This window comes from Phytopseudomonas daroniae (assembly GCF_004327275.1).
GTDB lineage: Bacteria > Pseudomonadota > Gammaproteobacteria > Pseudomonadales > Pseudomonadaceae > Aquipseudomonas > Aquipseudomonas daroniae.
The window spans coordinates 23,700-43,894 of record NZ_QJUJ01000003.1 but is presented as its reverse complement, the minus strand read 5'-3'; the positions used below and the strand labels follow the sequence as shown (position 1 = coordinate 43,894).

The window sequence follows — 20,195 nt, the reverse complement described above, 5'->3', positions numbered from 1 at the left end:
TCGACCTATAACCAACGCCAACGGCTCAGCCCGAATACTTTAAGGGCAATCAGTCCGTTCCGCGGGCGGACGCCACTAAAGTCGTATCGCCATTGCCGTATGCTCGGCCTCCTGCCTAAAATCCCCAGCTTTTTCGCTCTTTTCGATAACTATAAGGACGCCTTATGTCCAATACGCCTTCACTTCCGCTGGGGATCGCGCGCGTCATCGACGTGGTGAACTTCCGCTTCGGCCAGGCCTGCTCCTGGCTGACTCTGTTTCTGGTACTCGGTACGGCTCTGGTCGTGATATTGCGCTACGGCATGAACATGGGCGCGACCGCGCTGCAGGAAGCCGTGCTCTATGCCCACGCGCTGGTATTCATGGGCGCTGCGGCCTGGGCACTGCAGCGCAATGCCCACGTGCGTGTGGATATCTTCTACCAACAATTCAGCGGCCGCCGTCAGGCATTGGTCGAGGTGCTCGGCACCCTGTTCCTGCTGCTACCCGTCTGCCTGTTTCTTGGCTGGGCGAGCTGGGATTACGTGGCCAACTCCTGGTCGACCCGCGAGGGCTCCAGCGAGTCGGGTGGCCTGAAGTTCGTCTACCTGCAAAAGAGCATCATTCTGGTGCTGGTGGTCAGCCTGAGCCTGCAAGGCATCTCCAACCTGATCAAGGCGATCTACCTGCTGTGCGGTGTGCTGCCCGAGCCGGAGGTGAAACATGGCTGAAGTCATGTCGATCCTGCTGTTCCTGTGCATCTGCGTGGTGCTGATGGGCGGCTTCCCGGTGGCCTTCACGCTGGCGGGTGTGTCCCTGCTGTTCGCCGGTATCGGTATCGTCACCGGCACCTTCGACGCCGGCTACCTGAGCGCCCTGCCCAACCGCCTGTTCGGCATCATGAACAACCAGACCATGCTGGCCGTGCCGCTGTTCGTGTTCATGGGCGTGATGCTGGAAAAATCCAAGGTTGCCGAAGACCTGCTGGAATCGATGTCGCGCCTGTTCGGCGGCATCCGCGGCGGTCTGGCTATTTCGGTTTGCCTGGTCGGCGCCCTGCTCGCCGCCAGTACCGGCATCGTCGGCGCCACTGTGGTGACCATGGGTCTACTGGCCCTGCCGACACTGCTCAAGCGTGGCTTCGATCCCGCAGTCTCCACCGGCACCCTGGCCGCCACTGGCACTCTGGGGCAGATCATCCCGCCGTCGATCGTGCTGGTACTGCTCGGTGACGTGATGTCCAGCGCCTACCAGCAGGCACAGCTGCGCATGGGCATCTTCTCGCCGAAGACCGTGTCGGTCGGCGACCTGTTCATGGGCGCGCTGGTGCCGGGTCTGCTGCTGGTGGTGCTGTATGTCACCTACCTGATCATGGTGGCGATCTTCCAGCCGCAGAAAATGCCGGTCGTGCCGAAGGAAGAACTCGGCGAAGTGGAATGGGGCAAGCTGCTCGGCTCCCTGATACCACCACTGGTGCTGATCATCGCGGTACTCGGTTCGATCCTCGCCGGTTACGCCACGCCGACCGAAGCAGCGGCCATCGGTGCCGTCGGTGCGACCCTGCTGGCACTGTTCAAGGGCCAGCTGAACCTGACGCAGCTGCGCGCCGTGGCCCAGGGCACCACGGAAATTTCCAGCATGGTGTTCCTGATCCTGATCGGCGCCTCGCTGTTCTCCCTGGTGTTCCGTGGTTTCGGCGGTGAAGCGCTGATCGAGGATGTGTTCCATCAATTGCCAGGCGGCGTGCTCGGTGCATTCTTCCTGGTCATGCTGGTGATCTTCCTGCTCGGTTTCATTCTCGACTTCATCGAAATCATCTTCGTGGTGGTGCCGATCGTCGGCCCGGTGCTGCTGGCCATGGGGCTGGATCCGGTCTGGCTCGGGGTGATGATCGCCCTGAACCTGCAGACCTCGTTCCTCACCCCGCCGCTGGGCTTCTCGCTGTTCTACCTGCGCGGCGTGACGCCACGTTCGGTGAGTACCGCCACCATGTACCGGGGCGTGATCCCATTCATCATCATCCAGTTGACGATGCTGGTCATCGCCTACCAGTTCCCGGGGCTGATCACCTGGCTACCGAATAAGATCTACGGTTCGTAAACCGACAAGCAGGAAAAAATCGCCGGGAGCGATTTTTGCCGTCGGCTCTGCCGACGGCCCGCAGGGTGGCCGCCAGGGATGGCAGGCCGCACAGAACGCCCGTCTCGACGGGCGTTTTTCATGGCAGCGAGCGAACCCCGCGGCCCCGCCGTGGCCCAATAGGCAACGTCTACCAGGAGCAGCATTTTCATGAGCACCACCAACGAACGCATTCAACTGGGCGACCTGGTCTGCTGGCGCATCCGCCACGCTGGCGCCGAGTTGCTGGTGAGCGAGCAAGGCGCGCAAATCCTGCGCTACCAGCCGGCCAACGGGCAGCCGCTGATCTGGCTGAGCGATCAGGCGGCTTATGCAGCCGGGCAAAGCGTACGCGGCGGGGTTCCGGTGTGCTGGCCCTGGTTCGGCGATCTGCAGCGCAACCCCGAAGCGATACGGGCCGCCCATACGCGTCCTGAACATGCACCAGCACACGGTCTGGTGCGTAACTGCGACTGGCAACTGATCGGCCTGAACACCGAGGAGGATGGCGTGACACTGTCGTTCGCTTTCGATACTGCCGCACAACCGTTCGCAGAGTGGCCGTTGGCCGCCGAGCTGCAGCTCGATATCCATCTGGGTGAACGCCTGAAGCTGACCCTGACCACGCGCAACCTCGGCGACAGCGAACTGCCGATCAGCCAGGCGCTGCACAGCTACTTCGCGGTCAGCGACATTCGCCAGGTGAAGGTCGAAGGCCTGGATGCCTGCCGCTACATCGACACCCTCGACGGCTGGAAAAAAGTCAGACAGAAGGGCGCGCTGGCGTTCAGTGGCGAGACCGACCGCATCTACCTCGACACACCGGCGCAGTTGAGCATCGTCGATCCCCAGTGGAAGCGCCGTATCCTCATGCGCAGCGAAGGCTCGGGCTCGGCGGTGGTGTGGAACCCCTGGATCGACAAAGCCAAACGCCTGTCGCAGTTCGCCGACGATGCCTGGCAAGGCATGCTCTGCATCGAGCACGCCAATGTGCTGGACGATTCGCTGATTCTCGCACCGGACGCCGAATACCGGCTCGCTGTAACACTGTGGTCGCAACCGCTTTGAGATAAGGCCAGCAGCCCATATGCGTCAGCGGGGCCCCAGCCTGATAGACTGCCGCGATGCACGCCCTCCACCGGATACCCCGATGCAAGCAAAGAACCCTGCAATCGGCTTGTGTCAGCAAGCCACCTTTCTGATCAGCGCCGCCAAGGTCGACCAATGCCCGGACGATCAGGGCTACGAAGTGGCCTTCGCCGGGCGTTCCAACGCCGGCAAATCGAGCGCGCTGAACACCCTGACCCACGCCAGCCTGGCGCGTACCTCGAAAACGCCAGGGCGTACCCAGCTGCTCAACTTCTTCCGCCTGGATGACGAGCGCCGCCTGGTCGACCTGCCCGGCTACGGTTACGCCAAGGTACCGATCCCGCTCAAGCTGCACTGGCAGAAACACCTGGAAGCCTATCTGGGCAGCCGTGAAAGCCTGCGCGGGCTGATTCTGATGATGGACATCCGTCACCCACTGACCGAGTTCGACCGCATGATGCTCGACTGGTCCGGCGCCAGCGGCATGCCCATGCATATCCTCCTGACCAAGGCCGACAAGCTGGCCTTTGGCGCGGCGAAGACTGCGCTGCTCAAGGTTCAGCAGGAGATACGCAAGGGTTGGGGCGACCACGTCAGCATCCAGCTGTTCTCGGCACCCAAGCGCATCGGCGTGGAAGACGCACAGACCGTTCTGGGACATTGGCTGGGCCTGATCGGGGAAGAAGACGAGCAGGCTGAAACCTGACTCTGCTGCTCGTCGCCAACGCAAACGCCCCGCTCCAAGCGGGGCGTTTTGCATCAAGCGGCCGCATGGCGCAGCGCTTCAGGCAATCAGCGCAGGAGATTGAGGGGAGGAGCTGCCTAGGGTCTGTTGCCGTTTCACGCACGGCCGCGCCGGAGCCCGTTTTGCCGCGAGGCAAGGCACGAGCCGCGAAGTTTGGCTGGCCAAATGAGCCGGCGAGAAACGCAGCATCGCGGCAAAACGGGCCCGGCCCTGCGGGTTGCGCGGGAAATCTCGCCATGCGTCGTTGGAGGACTTGAAAAGGGAATGCCATTCCCTGCGTCCTCCGCCTAACCTGGCGAGATTTCTCGCGGCAACGCGGCTCGCGTTGAAACGGCAACAGACCCTAGTACTTTTCTACAGGCAAAAAAAACCCCGAACTTCGTATGGGGAGGGAGAAGATCGGGGTTTAAGGGTCTGAACCGCTAGGGCGGGGCTCAGATGTCTGCCAACACTTAACACAACAAAGGAGCATCGAAGGGCTTTATGGGCCATTCACAAACTCTGACCGGGTGGACAGAAGTAAAGTTCAGCGATGCTTAGATTCCTTTGTTTGGTTTTAATATCGGCTAAGAGCTCTCAGCACTAACTGACCTTCAATGAGCTTCATCCCAGTTATTGCCTACCCCGATCTCGACGAGCATCGGCACATCCAGATCGGCGGCCTTGGCCATCAGCGGCCGAATCCGCTCGCTGACCTGTTCGACCAGATCCTCACGCACCTCCAGCACCAGCTCATCGTGCACCTGCAGGATCACCCTGGCATCCAGATCCGACTCGGCGAGCCAGTTATCCACAGCCACCATGGCCTTCTTGATGATGTCCGCCGCAGTACCCTGCATCGGCGCGTTGATCGCCGTACGCTCGGCGCCGGCGCGTTCCTGGGGCCGGCTGGACTTGATCTGTGGCAGGTACAGACGACGCCCGAACAGGGTTTCCACGTAGCCCTGCTCCGCGGCCTGCCGACGCGTACGATCCATGTACTCGCGTACGCCGGGGTAACGGGCGAAATAGGTTTCGATATAGGCCTTGGCCTGCTTGCTGTCGACGCCAATGTCCTTGGCCAGCTTCTGCGCGCCCATGCCATAGATCAGGCCGAAGTTGATGGCCTTGGCGCTACGGCGCTGATCCGGAGTCACCTGATCCAGTGCGACCTTGAAGACTTCCGCGGCGGTGGCCGTATGCACATCGAGGTTCTCGCGGAAGGCGTTCAGCAGCCCTTCGTCCCGCGACAGGTGCGCCATGATGCGCAACTCGATCTGCGAATAGTCGGCCGCCAGCAGCTTGTAACCCGCAGGCGCGATGAAGGCCTGGCGGATGCGTCGGCCTTCGGCGCTGCGCACCGGGATGTTCTGCAGGTTCGGGTCGCTGGACGACAAGCGCCCAGTGGATGCCACTGCCTGTTGATAACTGGTGTGGATGCGTCCGGTGCGTGGGTTGATCTGTTCCGGCAGGCGGTCGGTGTAAGTGCTCTTGAGCTTGCTCAGGCTGCGGTATTGCATCAGCACCTTGGGCAGCGCGTAGTCCTGCTCGGCCAACTCCGCAAGCACCGCCTCGGCGGTCGATGCCTGACCTTTGGCGGTCTTGCTGATGATCGGCAAACCGAGTTTTTCATAGAGGATGGCGCCGAGCTGCTTGGGCGAGCCGAGGTTGAACTCCTCACCCGCGACCTCGAAAGCCTGACGCTCCAGTGCGACCAGCTTCTCGCCCAGTTCCTGGCTGTGCCGGCCGAGCAGATTGGCGTCGACCAGCGCACCATTGCGCTCGATACGCGCCAGCACCGGCACCAGGGGAATTTCGATATCGCGCAGCACGCTCGCCAGGCCCGGCTCCTTTTCCAGGCGATCCCACAAGTTCTGGTGCAGACGCAGGGTCACGTCGGCATCTTCAGCCGCGTAAGGGCCCGCCTGCTCCAGAGCGATCTGGTCGAAAGTCAGCTGCTTGGCGCCCTTGCCCGCGATGTCCTCGAAACGGATGGTGCTGTGGCCCAGGTACTTGAGCGACAGGCTATCCATGTCGTGGCGCGTGGCGGTGGAGTCCAGCACGTAGGACTCGAGCATGGTGTCGAACGCCACGCCTTGCACGGTGATGGGCGTGGAGGCATTGGCGAGGATGTTGATGTCGTACTTGGCGTGCTGGCCGACCTTGGCCTTGGCCGGGTCTTCGAGAATCGGCTTGAGCGCGCGCAGCACCGCATCGCGATCCAGTTGTTGCGGCACACCCATGTAGCTGTGGGCGACCGGCACGTAGACAGCCTCACCCGCCTTGACCGCGAACGACAGGCCGACGAGTTGCGCCTGCTGGGCATCCAGGCCGGTGGTTTCGGTATCGAAGGCAATCAGCTCGGCCTGCTGCAGTTGCGTGAGCAGGGCGTCGAACTCGCTCTGCTCGAGCACCGTGCGGTAGTCACCGGTGGTCACCGCCTGCTCTACGTCGGCAGTAGCCAGGTCACCGACCGTCGGCGCCAGGTTGATCGCGGTGCTGAACAGGTCGTCCGCCGTCGGCGTGAGTGCTGCCTTGGCCTTGGGTGCAGCTCCCTTGTTCTGGCGTAGCAACTCGTCCAGCCAGCTTTTGAACTCCAGCTCTTCGTAGAGCGGAATCAACGCGTCGATATCGGGCTCGCCGGGATGCAGCTTGGAGCAGTCGAGATCCAGCGGCACATCCAGCTTGATGGTCGCCAGCTGATAAGACAGATACGCCATCTCGCGGTGTTCTTCGAGCTTGGCCGGCAGCGTCTTGGCACCGCGAATTGGCAGGCCTGGTACCTTGTCGAGGTTGGCGTAGAGCACGTCGAGGCCGCCGCCAACACCGACCAGCAGGCCAAGGGCGGTTTTCTCGCCAACGCCCGGCACGCCAGGAATGTTGTCGACCTTGTCGCCCATCAGTGCCAGGTAATCGATGATCAGCTCAGGGCCGACACCGAATTTCCCTTTCACGCCATCGATGTCGTAAACGCTACCGGTCATGGTGTTGACCAGCGTAACGTGCTGGCATACCAACTGGGCCATGTCCTTGTCACCCGTGGAGATCACCACGTCGCGGCCTTCGGCGGCGCTCTGCCGGGCCAGGGTACCGATCACGTCGTCGGCCTCGACACCCTCGACGCACAGCAGCGGCAACCCCAGCGCACGCACGCTGGCGTGCAGGGGTTCGATCTGCAGCCGCAACTCGTCGGGCATGGCCGGGCGGTTGGCCTTGTACTCGGCGAACAGCTCATCGCGGAAGGTTCCGCCCTTGGCATCGAAGACCACGGCGAAGGGGCTGTCCGGGTACTGCCTGCGCAGGCTGCGCAGCATGTTCAATACACCTTTGACCGCACCTGTCGGCAGACCTTTGGAAGTGGTCAAGGGCGGCAGGGCATGGAAGGCGCGGTAGAGGTAGGAGGAACCGTCGACCAGGACGAGGGGGGCTTGGCTCATGAGCGTGATCAACCTTTTCGGCGGGCGTGGCGCTAGAATACGCAGTACCGTTGATATCAAAGGGACAAGGTTACCATGGGACTCTTCAATCGCTTGATCCTGCTTGCCGTACTGGCCGCTGTGCCGTTTGCCGCGCAGGCCGACGATGCCCCCTCGGCGGATCCTGATGTAACCATCCGCCAGGACGGCGACCGCACCGTAGAGGAGTACCGGGTCAACGGCTTCCTCTACGCCATCAAGGTCACCCCGAAAGGTGGCAAACCCTATTTCCTGGTTCGGGCCGATGGCAGCGACGGTAACTTCGTGCGCTCCGATTCGCCGGATATGCTCATCCCGGCCTGGGAAATCTTCAGCTGGTAAGGCAGTCAATTCATGTCGGTGTTCACCCCGCTGCAACGTCCGCAACTGGACACGTTTCTCGCGCCCTACGGGCTCGGTCGCCTGCTCGACTTCCAGGGCATCGAGGCCGGTAGCGAAAACAGCAATTTCTTCGTCAGCCTGGAACAGGGCGAATTCGTGCTGACCCTGATCGAACGCGGGCCAAGCGCCGATCTGCCGTTCTTCATCGAACTGCTGGACGTCCTCCACGATGCCGGCCTGCCAGTACCCTACGCCCTGCGCACCGACAGCGGCGAAGCCCTGCGCAGCCTGGCGGGCAAGCCGGCGCTGCTGCAGCCGCGGCTGAGCGGCAAGCACATCAGCGCGGTCAACGCCCACCATTGCCAGGAAATCGGTAGCCTGCTGGCGCGCATTCACCTGGCGACCCGCGAGCGCACACTGCCACGCAAAAGCGATCGTGGGCTGGAGTGGATGTTGCGTGAAGGTGCGGCACTGGCGCAGCGGCTGCCGGCCGAACAGGCCAGCCTGCTGAATGCGGCACTGGAAGAAATAACCACGCTGCAGGAACGTGTACACAAGCTGCCGGGCGCCAACCTGCATGCCGATCTGTTCCGCGACAACTGCCTGTTCGAAGGCACTCACCTGAGTGGCGTGATCGACTTCTACAACGCCTGCTCCGGCCCCATGCTCTATGACCTGGCAATTGCCGTGAACGACTGGTGCTCGGATGAGCAGGGGCGGCTGAATGCCGAACGCACCCGCGCCCTGCTCGGCGCCTATGCCGCGTTGCGCCCGTTCAGCGCCGCCGAAGCCGAGCTATGGCCTGCCTTGCTGCGCATCGGTTGCGTGCGCTTCTGGCTATCGCGCCTGATCGCCGCTGAAGCCTTCGCCGGCCAGGATGTGCTGATCCACGACCCGGCCGAGTTTCAGCGCCGTCTGGCAGAGCGTCAGCACGTCGACTTGGCGCTGCCGTTCGCGCTGTAGATCGCCGTCAAAAGCCTGGGGCGTCCATGGCACGGACGCCCGGGCTCAAAGCTTGCCCAGACAACCACTCAAGCCATCGGCCAGCCCTTGCAGCAGGTTTTCGTAACCGTCTGCGCTGATTGGCGCTACCGCGCCCATGGCATCCAGCTCGGCCAGGGTCGCCGGCAAACCGGCGGTCAGGGTTTCGGCCAGACGCGGGCGCAGCGGTGGCTCGCTGAACACGCAGCTCGGCCCTACCCGCTGCAGTTGCTCGCGCATCGCAGCCACGTGGCGAGCCCCCGGCTGCACCTCGCTGGCCACACTGAATACGCCGACGTGCTTGAGGCCATAAGCGGCCTCGAAGTAGTCGAAGGCCTCATGGAAAACGAAGAAGGGCTTGGCCGCCAACGGTTTGAGCTGAGCCTGTAGACGCGGCTCCAGCGCATCGAGACGCTTGTCGAACGCATCCAGATTGGCCTGGTAGCGCGGAGCGTTGGCGGGATCGGCCTTGCTCAGGTCGGCGGCCATGCCCGCGGCGATCACCCGAGCGTTGGCCGGCAGCAGCCACAGGTGAGCGTCCAGACTGCCGGGACGGTGGTCGTGGTCATGCTCGCCGAGCGCCTCATGCGCTTGATCGTGATCGTGATCGTGATCGTGATCGTGATCGTGATCGTGGCCATCATCCTCGCCGAAATGCCGCAGCGTCATGTCCGGCAGGCTCTGCACCGCCACGCTGGGCTTTTCACGGGTAGCCAGAACGCGGGGCATGAAGCTCTCCATGTCCGGCCCGATCCAGTACAGCAGATCCACTTCCTGCACCCGGCGCATATCGGAGGGGCGCAGCGCATAGTGGTGCGGTGACGCGCCCGGCGGCAGCAGAACCTCGGGCTCACCCACGCCGTCCTGCACCGCGGCGGCGATCAGCTGCAATGGCTTGATGCTGGTGAGCACACGCACATCGGCCTGGGCGGCGCCGGTCGTGGTGAAGAGCAGGAAAAGAGGCAGTGTGAGCGACGACAAGGAACGCAAGCGCGGCAGCATGGGCAGAGATTCATTCGAGAAGCAAAAGGGGTAATACAATAACATCCTATCTATCCGAATTGGCACTCATCCGCCGAACGACCCTCGCTCACGCGCCTGGCAGACGGGCAACCGGTACATTCGTGGCATCCGGCGGCCGATGCGTAATAGAATAACGTCCTACGCTTCGAGGCCCTCGCCATGTACAAACCCGTCAGCGTCGTGCCACCCCTGGCATCGCGCCCCCATGACCACTCCCACTGCGTCAGCCATGCGCTGGCCGAAGCCGAGGCTATCTGCGCCCGTCAGGGCCTGCGCCTGACCGCCCTGCGCAAGCGCGTACTGGAGCTGGTCTGGGCCAGCCACAAGCCGCTGGGCGCCTATGACATTCTGGGTGTACTCAGCGAGGAAGACGGCCGCCGCGCCGCGCCGCCGACCGTTTACCGCGCGCTGGATTTCCTCCTGGAAAACGGCCTGGTACACCGCATCGCCTCGCTCAATGCCTTCGTTGGCTGCAGCCACCCGGCACACGCTCATCAGAGCCAGTTCCTGATCTGCCGCAATTGCCACGCCGCCGTGGAGCTGGAGCAGGCGGCGATCAGCGATGCCATCGTACGCGGTGCCAAAGGTGTCGGCTTCAATGTCGAAAGCCAGACCGTGGAAGTCGTCGGCCTGTGTGCAGGCTGCCAAGGCAGCAAATGAGCAACGCTCTGATACGCCTCGAAGGCGTGACTGTCGGTTTCTCCGGGCAAACGGTGCTCGACAATGTCGAGCTGACCATCAAGCCCGCTGAGATCGTCACCCTGATCGGCCCCAACGGCGCCGGCAAGACCACCCTGGTGCGCGCCGTACTCGGCCTGCTCAAGCAGGACAGCGGCAGCGTATGGCGCAAGCCGAAACTGCGGATCGGCTACATGCCGCAGAAACTGCACGTTGACCCGACCTTGCCGCTCAGCGTACTGCGTTTTCTGCGCCTGGTACCGGGCGTCGACCGCACCAGAGCGCAATCGGCACTGGCCGAGGTGGGTGCCAGCCAGGTACTCGACAGCCCGCTGCAGGGCATTTCCGGCGGCGAGTTGCAACGTGTGCTGCTGGCCCGTGCGTTGTTGCGTGAGCCGCAACTGCTGGTGCTCGATGAGCCGGTGCAGGGCGTCGACGTGGCCGGCCAGGCCGAGCTGTACCGGCTGATCACCCGCCTGCGCGACCGCCACGGCTGCGGCGTGCTGATGGTGTCCCACGACTTGCACCTGGTGATGAGCACCACCGATCAGGTGGTGTGCCTGAACCGCCACGTGTGCTGCTCGGGCCACCCGGAGCAGGTCAGTTTCGATCCAGCCTTCGTCGAACTGTTCGGTCGCGACGCCCAGAGCCTGGCGGTCTATCACCACCACCACGATCATGAGCACGACCTGCATGGCAGCGTGGTCAGCGACAAACCGGGCCTGGGCATAAACGGCCCACTGCGCCCGCACGTACACGGAGATGGCTGCAAGCATGGCTGATTTTCTGTTCAACGCCCTGCTCGCCGGCCTCGCTCTGGCACTGGTCGCCGGCCCACTGGGCTCCTTCGTGGTGTGGCGGCGCATGGCCTATTTTGGCGACACCCTGTCCCATGCCGCGCTGCTCGGCGTGGCGCTGGGCCTGATGCTGGACGTCAGCCCGACCTTCGCGGTGACCGTCGGCTGTGTGCTGCTGGCAATCCTGCTGGTCACCCTGCAGACCCGCCAACCCCTGGCCAGCGATACGCTGCTCGGCATCCTCGCCCACAGCACCCTGTCGCTGGGCCTGGTGGTGCTGAGTTTCATGCGCGACGTGCGCATCGACCTGATGGGTTACCTGTTCGGCGATCTGCTCGCGGTCAGCCCGACCGATCTGGCCTGGATTCTCGCTGGCAGCGCTCTGGTACTGATCCTGCTGGTGCTGATGTGGCGCCCGCTGCTGGCGATCACCGTGCACGAAGAACTGGCCAGAGTCGAAGGCCTGCCCGTGGCGGCGATCCGTCTCGGCCTGATGATGCTGATCGCCATCGTTATCGCCGTGGCGATGAAGATCGTCGGCGTACTCCTGATCACCTCGCTGCTGATCATCCCTGCCGCCGCCGCACAACGGCATGCACGTACACCGGAGCAGATGGCCTTTGGCGCCAGCCTGCTGGGCATCGTCGCGGTGTGCTGCGGCCTCAGCCTGTCCTGGCTGCAGGACACCCCGGCCGGCCCGTCCATCGTGGTCTCAGCGGCCAGCCTGTTCTTGCTGAGTTTCGCGCTGCCGCGCCGCAAGGCCTGAATGCTGCTGCGCAGGTTCGTCACGCGACGGCAAGTCGTTTAAGCTGCGGACGCCCCCTTGCAGACGCCACCATGAACATCGACAGCAGCGACATCAAACACCTGAGAATCTTTCTCGCCGTGGTCGAGGCGAACGGCATTTCCAATGCCCAATCGATGCTCAACAAGGACGCTTCGACCATCAGCCGGGCAATCAGCGCGCTGGAAGTACGCCTGGGTCTGAAGCTGTGCATACGCGGTCGCCAGGGATTCGAGCTGACCCCGGAAGGCAAGGCGGTGCAGGAGGAAACGATCATGCTGTTCTCCTCGATGCGCGCCTTTCAGAACCGCATCGAGAGCCTTGGTGGAAATGGCGTCGGACGTCTGGCGATCGGTATCATCGACAATATCATCACCGATGCCAATTGCCCCGTGCAGCGAGCCATCGCGCGCATCACCAACCATTTTGGCGAAAACCTGCATATCGACCTGCACGTCAAAACGCCCCATGAACTGGAAAAGCACCTGCTCGATAAACGCATCGATATCGCGCTGGGCATCTTCGAGCGTCGCCATGATGCGATCCAATATCAGGCTCTCTACGAGGAAACGGACTACCTGTACTGCGCATCCGGCAATCCAGTGGTGGATACCATTGACCAGGGCGCCTCGCACGAGGAGGTGCTGGCGACACTGAGGCACCAGAACTTCTGCGCCCGCAGTTTTCTCAACGAGCGGGATCTCATGAGCCTGGGCTTCACCCTGCTCGGCGACGTCACCTACACCACCAACCTGGAGGCCATCGCCCTGCTGGTGCTGTCCGGCAAGTTCGTCGGTTTCATGCCCGATCACTATGCCCGTCGTCATGTGGACGCGGGAACATTGCTGCCCATACTCCCGTCATGCATTTCCCGCACCTCGGAACTCCTGCTGGCGCACCGCAGAGGCGAAGAAGGAACCCGGCAGATCATCGCCAAGTCTCTGTCGCTGGTAAAGAAATCCTGAGCGTGCATTTCCCGCATGTGAGCGTGCCAAGAGCGTCATGTAACCGCTGAGTCCGCGCCATTAGCCTGCCAGACAGAACAACCCTGCGGAGGACTCTTACATGGCCAGGCTCGTTTCACTCGCGTCCATGCTGTTCGCTTCACTGTGCTTCTCCTCGCTCGCCCCGGCCCAGGAAACCTACAAGGTCGCCTGGACCATCTATGCCGGCAGCATGCCGTTGGGCTATGCCCAGGATCACGGCGTCCTGCAGAAATGGGGCGACAAGTACGGCTTCAAGCTCGAAGCCGTGCAAATGAATGACTACATCGAAGCCCAGACCCAGTTCTCCATGGGCCAGTTCGCCGCCACCATCGCCATGTCACTGGACGCCCTGACCATTCCCGCCGCGTCCGGCACCGACACCACGGTGGTCATGCCGCTCAGCTCATCGATGGGTAGCGATGGCATCGTCATCCGAGGCAGGGACAAGACACTCGCAGACCTCAAGGGCCGAACCATCAACCTGGTCGAATTATCCGGATCGCACTACATGCTTGTTCGGGCACTGGATCGGCTTGGTCTGAAAGAGACCGACGTCAAACTGATCAACACCTCGGACAGCGATATGGCGGCCGTTTTCCTCGACCCCGCGACCATGGCCGCGGCGACCTGGAAACCGCAACTGAGCGAGATCCTGGCGCAGGATCAGGATCTCTCCCTGGTGTTCGACTCCTCGGACATCCCCGGCGAGCTGGTCGACGTCCTGGCAGTCAACAGCGAACTGCTGCGCCGTGAACCCAATCTCGGCAAGGCCCTGGCCGGTGCCTGGTTCGAGACGCTGGCCATGCTGCAGCCTGACCACCCACAGCATGCGCAACTCATGGCTTACATGGCACAGGCGCTCAGCACCACGCCCGAGGGACTTGCCGATCAGCTCAGCACCATCGACTTCTTCACCCCGGCGCAAGGGCTCGATTACGTCAACTCGGCAGCCTTCAAAAGCAAGATGACTGAAATGACACGCTTCGCGTTCCAGCACGGCCTGTTCGAGGGTGCCAAGGATGCCGACTTTGTCGGAATCGAAGCCGGCGATGGCCAGATTCTGGGCAGTGCCGACAATATCAAGCTGCGCTTTTCCTCCACCTGGCTCAGCGAGGTGCAACCGTGACGCGCCTTGCGCAACTGACCGGCACCTCGCCCTACGCCTGGCCGCTGTCTGGAAACTGGAGCGTCAGAGACACCGCAGTGGTCACCATCGACATGCAACGCGACTTCCTCGCTGCCGACGGCTACTTCGGCGCTCTTGGCGAGAGCAACGGCCATCTGACCAGCGCCATCGGGCCAGCGCAAAACTTCCTGCAGCGCGTCCGTCTATATAGCCTGCTGATGATCCACACCCGCGAATCACATCGTCCGGAGTTGGTCGACCTGAATGACAACAAGCGACAGAAGGCCATGCGCATGGGCTCGCCGATAGGCAGCCAGGGGCCGATGGGACGACTATTGGTACGCGGTGAGCGAGGCTGTGATTTTCATGACGGCTTCCAGCCGCTGTCTGGCGAAATCGTAGTGGACAAACCCGGCAACAGCGCCTTCTACGCCACTGACCTAGAGCACATTCTGCGCGCACGGCATATCCGCAATCTGATCCTGCTGGGCGTCACCACCGACGTCTGCGTCTCATCGACCATGCGTGACGCCAATGATCGTGGCTTCGACTGCGTACTACTGGAAGACTGCTGTGGAGCGGCCACTCAGGCGTTGCATGATGCCGTCGTCGCCAGCATCCAGCGCGAAGGCGGCATTTTCGGCAGCTGTGGAAAAAGTGCTGACGTGCTCGAAGTGCTGGCTTCGGCGCAAGCTGCGTCGCCGCCTTAGGAGCGAGAGGCAACCGGACAAGGCAACCACCGGGCTTATCGCATTTTCGTGGGAAAATCTTGAAGCCGCCACTTTCCCGAGGCTCGGCGAAGAACCAGATACCTGGCCAGACTCTGCGTTGCCGTGCCGAAGCGGCGAAACCTGTAGGGGCGGGGCGCCTGCCACGATCGTTGTATGGTCATCGTATGGGTGCGTAGCACGGCGCTATACGTGGGTCGTCATCTCATCATGGCAGTACGTGATAGAGACTGCTACGCGGGCATTTGGTGGCCAGCACGGCAGCGTGTAGAATTGCGTGTTTTTTGCACAAATCGAGACTCGCAGCCATGACACCGTTCCCTATACGCTGTGCCACGCTGGCCGCACTGGCTCTGCTGATGATCGGCTGCCAGAGCCGCCAGGAAGCCGAACCGGCCCCGGTTCCCGTGGCGGTTGCGCCAAGTGCCCAGGAACAGTTCGACGCCAATCTTGCCGAAGGCCGGTTGGCCGAAGCTGAAACGCAGCTCGAAGCCCTGCAGCAGAGCGGCGAACCTGCCGTGGTGCTGCACACCCAGCGGCGGCTGGCCGAGGCCTATTTGCTGGAAGGTCAGAAAGCCCTGGAAAACGGCGATCTCGACAAGGCTGCAAAATCCCTTGGCCACGCGCGCAACCTGATGCCCAAGGCGCCGGCACTGACCACCGGTCTGGATGGCGCCATCGGCAAAGCCCGTGAGGCCGAGTTGAGCGCAGTGGAACAGGCGCGCCAGGCGGGCGAACAGGCTCAGGCCGCACGTCAGGAGCGACTGCGCCTGTTGCGCCAGGCCGCCGAAGCACAGGCCGCTGCTACCCGCACCGCCGATGACACACCGCCCGAAGCAGCGGCCACCCTGATAGATCCTGCTGACAAACGCAGTGACATCAGCCTGCCGATGCTCGACAGCCGCGACGAAGCTGCGCTGCTCGAGCGGCTCGATGCGGTCGCAGCCGACGTGGTGACCTTCGATCGCTCCGTTCACATAGAAGTGCGCAGTGCCGAGGATCTGCGCCGGGTCAGCAGCCTGCTCGAAGCGCGGGTGATGAAGCGTGACCCGGCCTTCAAGCTGACGCTCAGCCATGCGGTGAAGCCGGTTCAGGTCCCCCGCCTGGTGTTGCTTTCGCGCGATCAGTAAGTACGCGAATGCGCCGTCTGAGATGATATAAACCATCTTTTTAGCTATAAACATAGGCCTACAAATATTTTTGAGGTCTAACAAGCGCCGGGTAAACTAGCAGTCCGGTGAAAACCTAGGCGAAGCAGCCAGCGCAAGGCAAAAACGGGCGACGGCAACGCCGTTAGTTTTCCAGCGGCTTGCTAGTGCTTCTCATGCCTATCCGGCAGAACAACGAACCCAAAAGGTTTAATGCGTGATCGACTTTCATCAGGTTCACAAGGCGTACCGCGTCAGTGGCCGCGATATCCCCGCCCTGCAACCCTGCGACCTGCACATCGACCGTGGCGAAGTGTTCGGCATCATCGGCCACTCCGGTGCAGGCAAAAGTACCCTGCTGCGCCTGATCAACCGCCTCGAAGAGCCCTCCGGCGGCCGCATCGATATCGACGGCGTGGACGTGACCGCACTCGGTGCCGATGGCTTGCGCCAGTTCCGCCAGCAGGCCGGGATGATCTTCCAGCACTTCAACCTGCTGTCATCCAAGACGGTCGCCGCCAATGTCGGCATGCCGCTGAAGCTGGCTGGCGTAGCGGCCAGGGAGATCGAGCAGCGCGTTGCCGCGCTGCTCGAACGCGTCGGCCTTCAGGATCACGCCAACAAGTACCCGGCCCAGTTGTCCGGCGGACAGAAGCAGCGTGTGGGCATCGCCCGTGCGCTGTCGACCCGACCGAAGATTCTGCTCTGCGACGAAGCCACCAGCGCCCTCGACCCGCAAACCACGGCGTCGGTGCTGCAGCTGCTGGCCGAGATCAACCGCGAACTGGGCCTGACCATCGTCCTGATCACCCATGAGATGGATGTGATTCGCCGCGTCTGCGACCGCGTGGCGGTCATGGATGCCGGCGTGATCGTCGAGCAGGGCCCCGTCGCCGACGTCTTCCTGCACCCGCAACACGCCACCACTCGGCGCTTCGTGCTCGAGGCGGAACAGGTGGACGAAAACGAACAGCGCGACGACTTCGCCCATGTCGAGGGCCGCATCCTGCGCCTGACCTTTCAGGGTGACTCTACCTATTCGCCGATGCTTGGCCAGGTCGCCCGCGAGACCGGTATCGACTACAGCATCCTCGCCGGGCGTATCGACCGCATCAAGGACACGCCCTACGGCCAGCTGACCCTGGCACTGAGCGGCGGCGATATCGACGCGGCCCTGGCCCACTTCGAAGCGGCCGACGTGCACCTGGAGGTTCTGCGCTGATGGAAACCTTACTGCCCAACGTCGACTGGCTGGAAATCTGGCAGGCCAGCCTCGATACCCTGAACATGCTCGGCGGCTCCATGCTGTTCACCGTGCTGTTCGGCCTGCCCCTCGGCGTGCTGCTGTTCCTCACCGGCCCGCGGCAGATGTTCGAACAGAAGGCGCTCTACGCGGTGGTCTCGCTGTTGGTGAACATCCTGCGTTCGGTGCCCTTCGTGATCCTGCTGATCCTGCTGATCCCGGTCACGGTGCTGATCACCGGCACATCGCTGGGGGTTGCCGGCGCCATTCCGCCACTGGTGGTCGGTGCCACGCCGTTCTTCGCACGCCTGGTGGAAACCGCACTGCGCGAGGTCGACCGCGGCATCATCGAAGCGACCCAGGCGATGGGCGCCAGCACCCGACAAATCATCTTCAATGCCCTGTTGCCCGAGGCCCTGCCGGGCATTCTGGCGGCCGTCACCGTCACGGCCATCACCCTGGTGTCCTACACCGCGATGAGCGGCCTGATCGGTGGCGGCGGCCTGGGCGACCTGGCGGTGCGTTACGGCTATCAGCGTTATCAGCCGGACGTGATGTTCGTGACAGTGGCGCTGCTGGTGGTGCTCGTACAGATTCTGCAAACCATCGGCGACCGGCTGGTGGTGCACTTCTCTCGTAAATAAAACAGCTGGAACGGACGACCGGCACTTCGCCGCCACGCCGCCTCATCTCAAGGAGTCAAACGATGAAAAAACTGCTTACTGCCCTGGCTGTCGTCGCAGCCTTCTCCAGCGCTGCCCAGGCTGAAACCCTGAGCGTCGCGGCCTCCGCCGTGCCGCACGCGGAGATCCTCGAGTTCGTCAAACCGGCACTGGCCAAAGAAGGCGTGGAGCTGGACGTCAAGGTCTTCACCGACTACGTGCAGCCCAACGTACAGGTCGCCGAGAAGCGTCTGGACGCCAACTTCTTCCAGCACCAGCCTTACCTGGACGAGTTCAACAAGAGCCGTGGCACCACCCTGGTCAGCGTAGGTGGTGTGCACGTCGAACCCTTCGGCGCCTACTCGAGCAAGATCAAGAACCTCAGCGAACTGCCCCAGGGCGCCAACGTGGTGATCCCCAACGACGCCACCAATGGCGGCCGTGCCCTGCTGCTGCTGCAGAAAGCCGGCGTGATCACGCTCAAGGATGCCAACAACATCCTCTCCACGACGAAAGACATCGCCGAGAACCCGAAAGGCATCAAGGTGCGTGAGCTGGAAGCCGCGACCCTGCCGCGCGTACTGACCCAGGTCGACCTGGCGCTGATCAATACCAACTACGCGCTGGAAGCCAAGCTGAACCCGACCCAGGACGCCCTGGCCATCGAAGGCAGCGACTCGCCGTACGTCAACATCCTGGTTACCCGTGAAGACAACAAGGACAGCGCCGCCGTACAGAAGCTGGTCAACGCCCTGCACAGCGACGAAGTGAAAGCCTTCATCCTGGAAAAATACAAAGGCGCGGTCGTTCCGGCGTTCTGATTGCCGTTACACCATCCCTGCACTCGATGCCGCGTAGCCGATCCAGCTACGCGGCATTTTCATTTGCGCGCCTGACGAGCGGTGCGCCGGAAAGACCGAACGCTTCGCCATGCCTCCACTCAATAACTCAGTAGTCCGCTGCTCGGTGCCTTGCCCAGGTAGCGATCAAGAACCTGAACCTGCAGAGGAGTGTTCCATGACCACTTTCATCACTCGCGACGGTACCGAGATCTATTACAAGGACTGGGGTTCGGGAAAACCGATCCTGTTCAGCCACGGCTGGCCGCTGGACGCCGACATGTGGGAGTACCAGATGCTCCACCTGGCCTCCCACGGCTACCGTTGCGTGGCCTTCGACCGCCGTGGCTTCGGGCGCTCCAGCCAACCCTGGTCAGGCTACGACTACGACACCTTCGCCGAGGACATTCACGAGCTCATCGAGCATCTCGACTTGCGTGAGGTGACGCTGGTGGGCTTTTCCATGGGTGGCGGCGACGTGGCCCGTTACATCGGCAAGCATGGTTCCGAACGCGTCGCCGGGCTGGCCCTGCTGGGTGCGGTGACACCGATCTTCATCAAGACCGCCGATCATCCGCAAGGCGTGGAGAAAAGCGTCTTCGACGAGATCCGCGCCAACCTGCTCGAGGATCGTGCTCAATTCATCGCCGACTTCGGCTCTACGTTCTATGGCCTGAACAAAGGCCAGGAGGTCTCCGAAGGTGTGCTCACCCAGACCCTCAACATCGCCTTGCTGGCTTCGCTGAAAGGTACCCTGGACTGCGTGACGGCCTTCTCCGAAACCGACTTCCGCGCCGATCTGGCCAAGGTCGATGTACCGACGCTGATCATCCACGGCGATGCCGACCAGGTCGTGCCGTTCGAGGCCACCGGCAAGCTGGCCGCCGAGCAGATAAAGGGTGCTGTGCTCAAGGTCTACCCAGGGGCGCCCCATGGCTTTGCGGTGACCCATGCAGACCAGTTGAATGACGATCTCCTGGCCTTCGTGTCGCGCTGACCGCGATCCGCGGATGCACTGAAGCAGGGAGCTGAAGGGTGGTCAGTGCGATGCGTCCGCAGGCGCAGGGATGAAGCGCAGCACGCCCACCTGCCTCGATACAGCCCCGCTGACATCGTCCGCCGGATGCAATACTCCGTCGCTGACCGGCACCTCGGCGAAGTCGAACGGGCTGATGCCGTCGAGGCAGGCCACGTTGATGCCGTACTGATGAGGATTGGAACGGCGTTGATGATGGGTGTAAATGCCGCAGCGCGAGCAGAAGTAATGCCGCGCACTGCGGGTGTTGAATCGATAGACCGTCAGCAATTGCTCGCCCTGCAGCACCTGAAAATCCGTCAACTCGGCAGATACAGCGACCGCCCCGCGCATCCGGCAATAGGAACAGTTACAGCGCCGCGCCGTATGCAGGCCGTTGCTCAGGCGCACCTGGAAACGCACGCCGCCACAGTGGCAGGCACCGCTGATCTCGCCGATATCCTTGTTCATCGCTTAT

General features: G+C 62.6%; 20 protein-coding genes. 17 read left to right on the top strand and 3 right to left on the bottom strand.

Annotated elements, in window-relative coordinates; all coding sequences use genetic code 11:
- Positions 1 to 164: 164 nt before the first annotated feature.
- From DNK10_RS08225 to yihA, 4 genes are all read left to right on the top strand, one after another.
- A complete protein-coding gene (locus DNK10_RS08225; protein WP_131181621.1) occupies positions 165 to 710 on the top strand; it encodes a TRAP transporter small permease subunit in 546 nt (181 codons plus the stop codon).
- Positions 703 to 2,079, top strand: a complete 1,377-nt coding sequence (locus tag DNK10_RS08220) for a TRAP transporter large permease (protein ID WP_131181620.1) — start codon at positions 703 to 705, stop codon at positions 2,077 to 2,079. The genes DNK10_RS08225 and DNK10_RS08220 overlap by 8 nt, the downstream gene beginning before the upstream one ends.
- A gap of 189 nt (positions 2,080 to 2,268) precedes the next feature.
- The gene (locus DNK10_RS08215; protein ID WP_131191216.1) at positions 2,269 to 3,165 is read left to right on the top strand and encodes a D-hexose-6-phosphate mutarotase; all 897 of its coding nucleotides are present in this window, start codon (positions 2,269 to 2,271) and stop codon (positions 3,163 to 3,165) included.
- Between the two features lie 82 nt (positions 3,166 to 3,247).
- On the top strand, positions 3,248 to 3,892 hold the full coding sequence (yihA, locus tag DNK10_RS08210; RefSeq protein ID WP_131181618.1) for a ribosome biogenesis GTP-binding protein YihA/YsxC: 645 nt from the start codon (positions 3,248 to 3,250) through the stop codon (positions 3,890 to 3,892).
- 632 nt (positions 3,893 to 4,524) lie between these two features.
- Here yihA and polA read toward each other — a convergent pair.
- Positions 4,525 to 7,347 carry a DNA polymerase I gene (polA, locus tag DNK10_RS08200; RefSeq protein ID WP_131191214.1) on the bottom strand — a complete coding sequence of 941 codons (2,823 nt, stop codon included), beginning with the start codon at positions 7,345 to 7,347 and terminating at the stop codon, positions 4,525 to 4,527.
- A 75-nt stretch (positions 7,348 to 7,422) separates the two neighbouring features.
- On the opposite strand from polA, the gene DNK10_RS08195 reads away from it, so the two are divergent.
- Both DNK10_RS08195 and DNK10_RS08190 read left to right on the top strand, forming a co-directional pair.
- Positions 7,423 to 7,707 (top strand): DUF2782 domain-containing protein, encoded by a 285-nt coding sequence (locus DNK10_RS08195; RefSeq protein WP_131181616.1) that lies wholly within the window; start codon positions 7,423 to 7,425, stop codon positions 7,705 to 7,707.
- Between the two features lie 12 nt (positions 7,708 to 7,719).
- On the top strand, positions 7,720 to 8,670 hold the full coding sequence (locus DNK10_RS08190) for a homoserine kinase (RefSeq protein ID WP_131181615.1): 951 nt from the start codon (positions 7,720 to 7,722) through the stop codon (positions 8,668 to 8,670).
- Between the two features lie 45 nt (positions 8,671 to 8,715).
- Here the strand turns inward: DNK10_RS08190 and znuA are convergent, their stop codons facing one another.
- Positions 8,716 to 9,690, bottom strand: a complete 975-nt coding sequence (gene znuA / locus DNK10_RS08185; RefSeq protein ID WP_131191213.1) for a zinc ABC transporter substrate-binding protein ZnuA — start codon at positions 9,688 to 9,690, stop codon at positions 8,716 to 8,718.
- Between the two features lie 180 nt (positions 9,691 to 9,870).
- Here znuA and DNK10_RS08180 point away from each other — a divergent pair, with 180 nt between their 5' ends.
- From DNK10_RS08180 to DNK10_RS08130, 11 genes are all read left to right on the top strand, one after another.
- Positions 9,871 to 10,371 (top strand): Fur family transcriptional regulator, encoded by a 501-nt coding sequence (locus DNK10_RS08180; RefSeq protein ID WP_131181613.1) that lies wholly within the window; start codon positions 9,871 to 9,873, stop codon positions 10,369 to 10,371.
- Complete coding sequence (gene znuC / locus DNK10_RS08175; RefSeq protein ID WP_131191212.1) at positions 10,368 to 11,171, top strand: zinc ABC transporter ATP-binding protein ZnuC; 804 nt, start codon at positions 10,368 to 10,370, stop codon at positions 11,169 to 11,171. Before DNK10_RS08180 ends, znuC begins: the two co-directional genes overlap by 4 nt.
- Positions 11,164 to 11,952 (top strand): zinc ABC transporter permease subunit ZnuB, encoded by a 789-nt coding sequence (gene znuB / locus DNK10_RS08170; protein WP_131191211.1) that lies wholly within the window; start codon positions 11,164 to 11,166, stop codon positions 11,950 to 11,952. Before znuC ends, znuB begins: the two co-directional genes overlap by 8 nt.
- A gap of 71 nt (positions 11,953 to 12,023) precedes the next feature.
- Positions 12,024 to 12,935 (top strand): LysR family transcriptional regulator, encoded by a 912-nt coding sequence (locus DNK10_RS08165; RefSeq protein WP_131191210.1) that lies wholly within the window; start codon positions 12,024 to 12,026, stop codon positions 12,933 to 12,935.
- A 100-nt stretch (positions 12,936 to 13,035) separates the two neighbouring features.
- Positions 13,036 to 14,082, top strand: coding sequence for a putative urea ABC transporter substrate-binding protein (locus tag DNK10_RS08160; RefSeq protein WP_131191209.1), 1,047 nt, complete (start codon positions 13,036 to 13,038; stop codon positions 14,080 to 14,082).
- Positions 14,079 to 14,792 (top strand): cysteine hydrolase family protein, encoded by a 714-nt coding sequence (locus tag DNK10_RS08155; RefSeq protein ID WP_131191208.1) that lies wholly within the window; start codon positions 14,079 to 14,081, stop codon positions 14,790 to 14,792. Before DNK10_RS08160 ends, DNK10_RS08155 begins: the two co-directional genes overlap by 4 nt.
- Before the next feature lie 326 nt (positions 14,793 to 15,118).
- Complete coding sequence (locus tag DNK10_RS08150) at positions 15,119 to 15,940, top strand: hypothetical protein (protein WP_131191207.1); 822 nt, start codon at positions 15,119 to 15,121, stop codon at positions 15,938 to 15,940.
- Between the two features lie 235 nt (positions 15,941 to 16,175).
- The gene (locus DNK10_RS08145; protein ID WP_131191206.1) at positions 16,176 to 17,180 is read left to right on the top strand and encodes a methionine ABC transporter ATP-binding protein; all 1,005 of its coding nucleotides are present in this window, start codon (positions 16,176 to 16,178) and stop codon (positions 17,178 to 17,180) included.
- The gene (locus tag DNK10_RS08140) at positions 17,180 to 17,845 is read left to right on the top strand and encodes a methionine ABC transporter permease (RefSeq protein WP_090423656.1); all 666 of its coding nucleotides are present in this window, start codon (positions 17,180 to 17,182) and stop codon (positions 17,843 to 17,845) included. Before DNK10_RS08145 ends, DNK10_RS08140 begins: the two co-directional genes overlap by 1 nt.
- A gap of 62 nt (positions 17,846 to 17,907) precedes the next feature.
- Positions 17,908 to 18,684 (top strand): MetQ/NlpA family ABC transporter substrate-binding protein, encoded by a 777-nt coding sequence (locus DNK10_RS08135; RefSeq protein WP_131191205.1) that lies wholly within the window; start codon positions 17,908 to 17,910, stop codon positions 18,682 to 18,684.
- A gap of 196 nt (positions 18,685 to 18,880) precedes the next feature.
- A complete protein-coding gene (locus tag DNK10_RS08130) occupies positions 18,881 to 19,699 on the top strand; it encodes an alpha/beta fold hydrolase (protein WP_131191204.1) in 819 nt (272 codons plus the stop codon).
- 42 nt (positions 19,700 to 19,741) lie between these two features.
- Here the strand turns inward: DNK10_RS08130 and DNK10_RS08125 are convergent, their stop codons facing one another.
- Positions 19,742 to 20,188 carry a GFA family protein gene (locus tag DNK10_RS08125; protein WP_131191203.1) on the bottom strand — a complete coding sequence of 149 codons (447 nt, stop codon included), beginning with the start codon at positions 20,186 to 20,188 and terminating at the stop codon, positions 19,742 to 19,744.
- Positions 20,189 to 20,195: the final 7 nt, after the last annotated feature.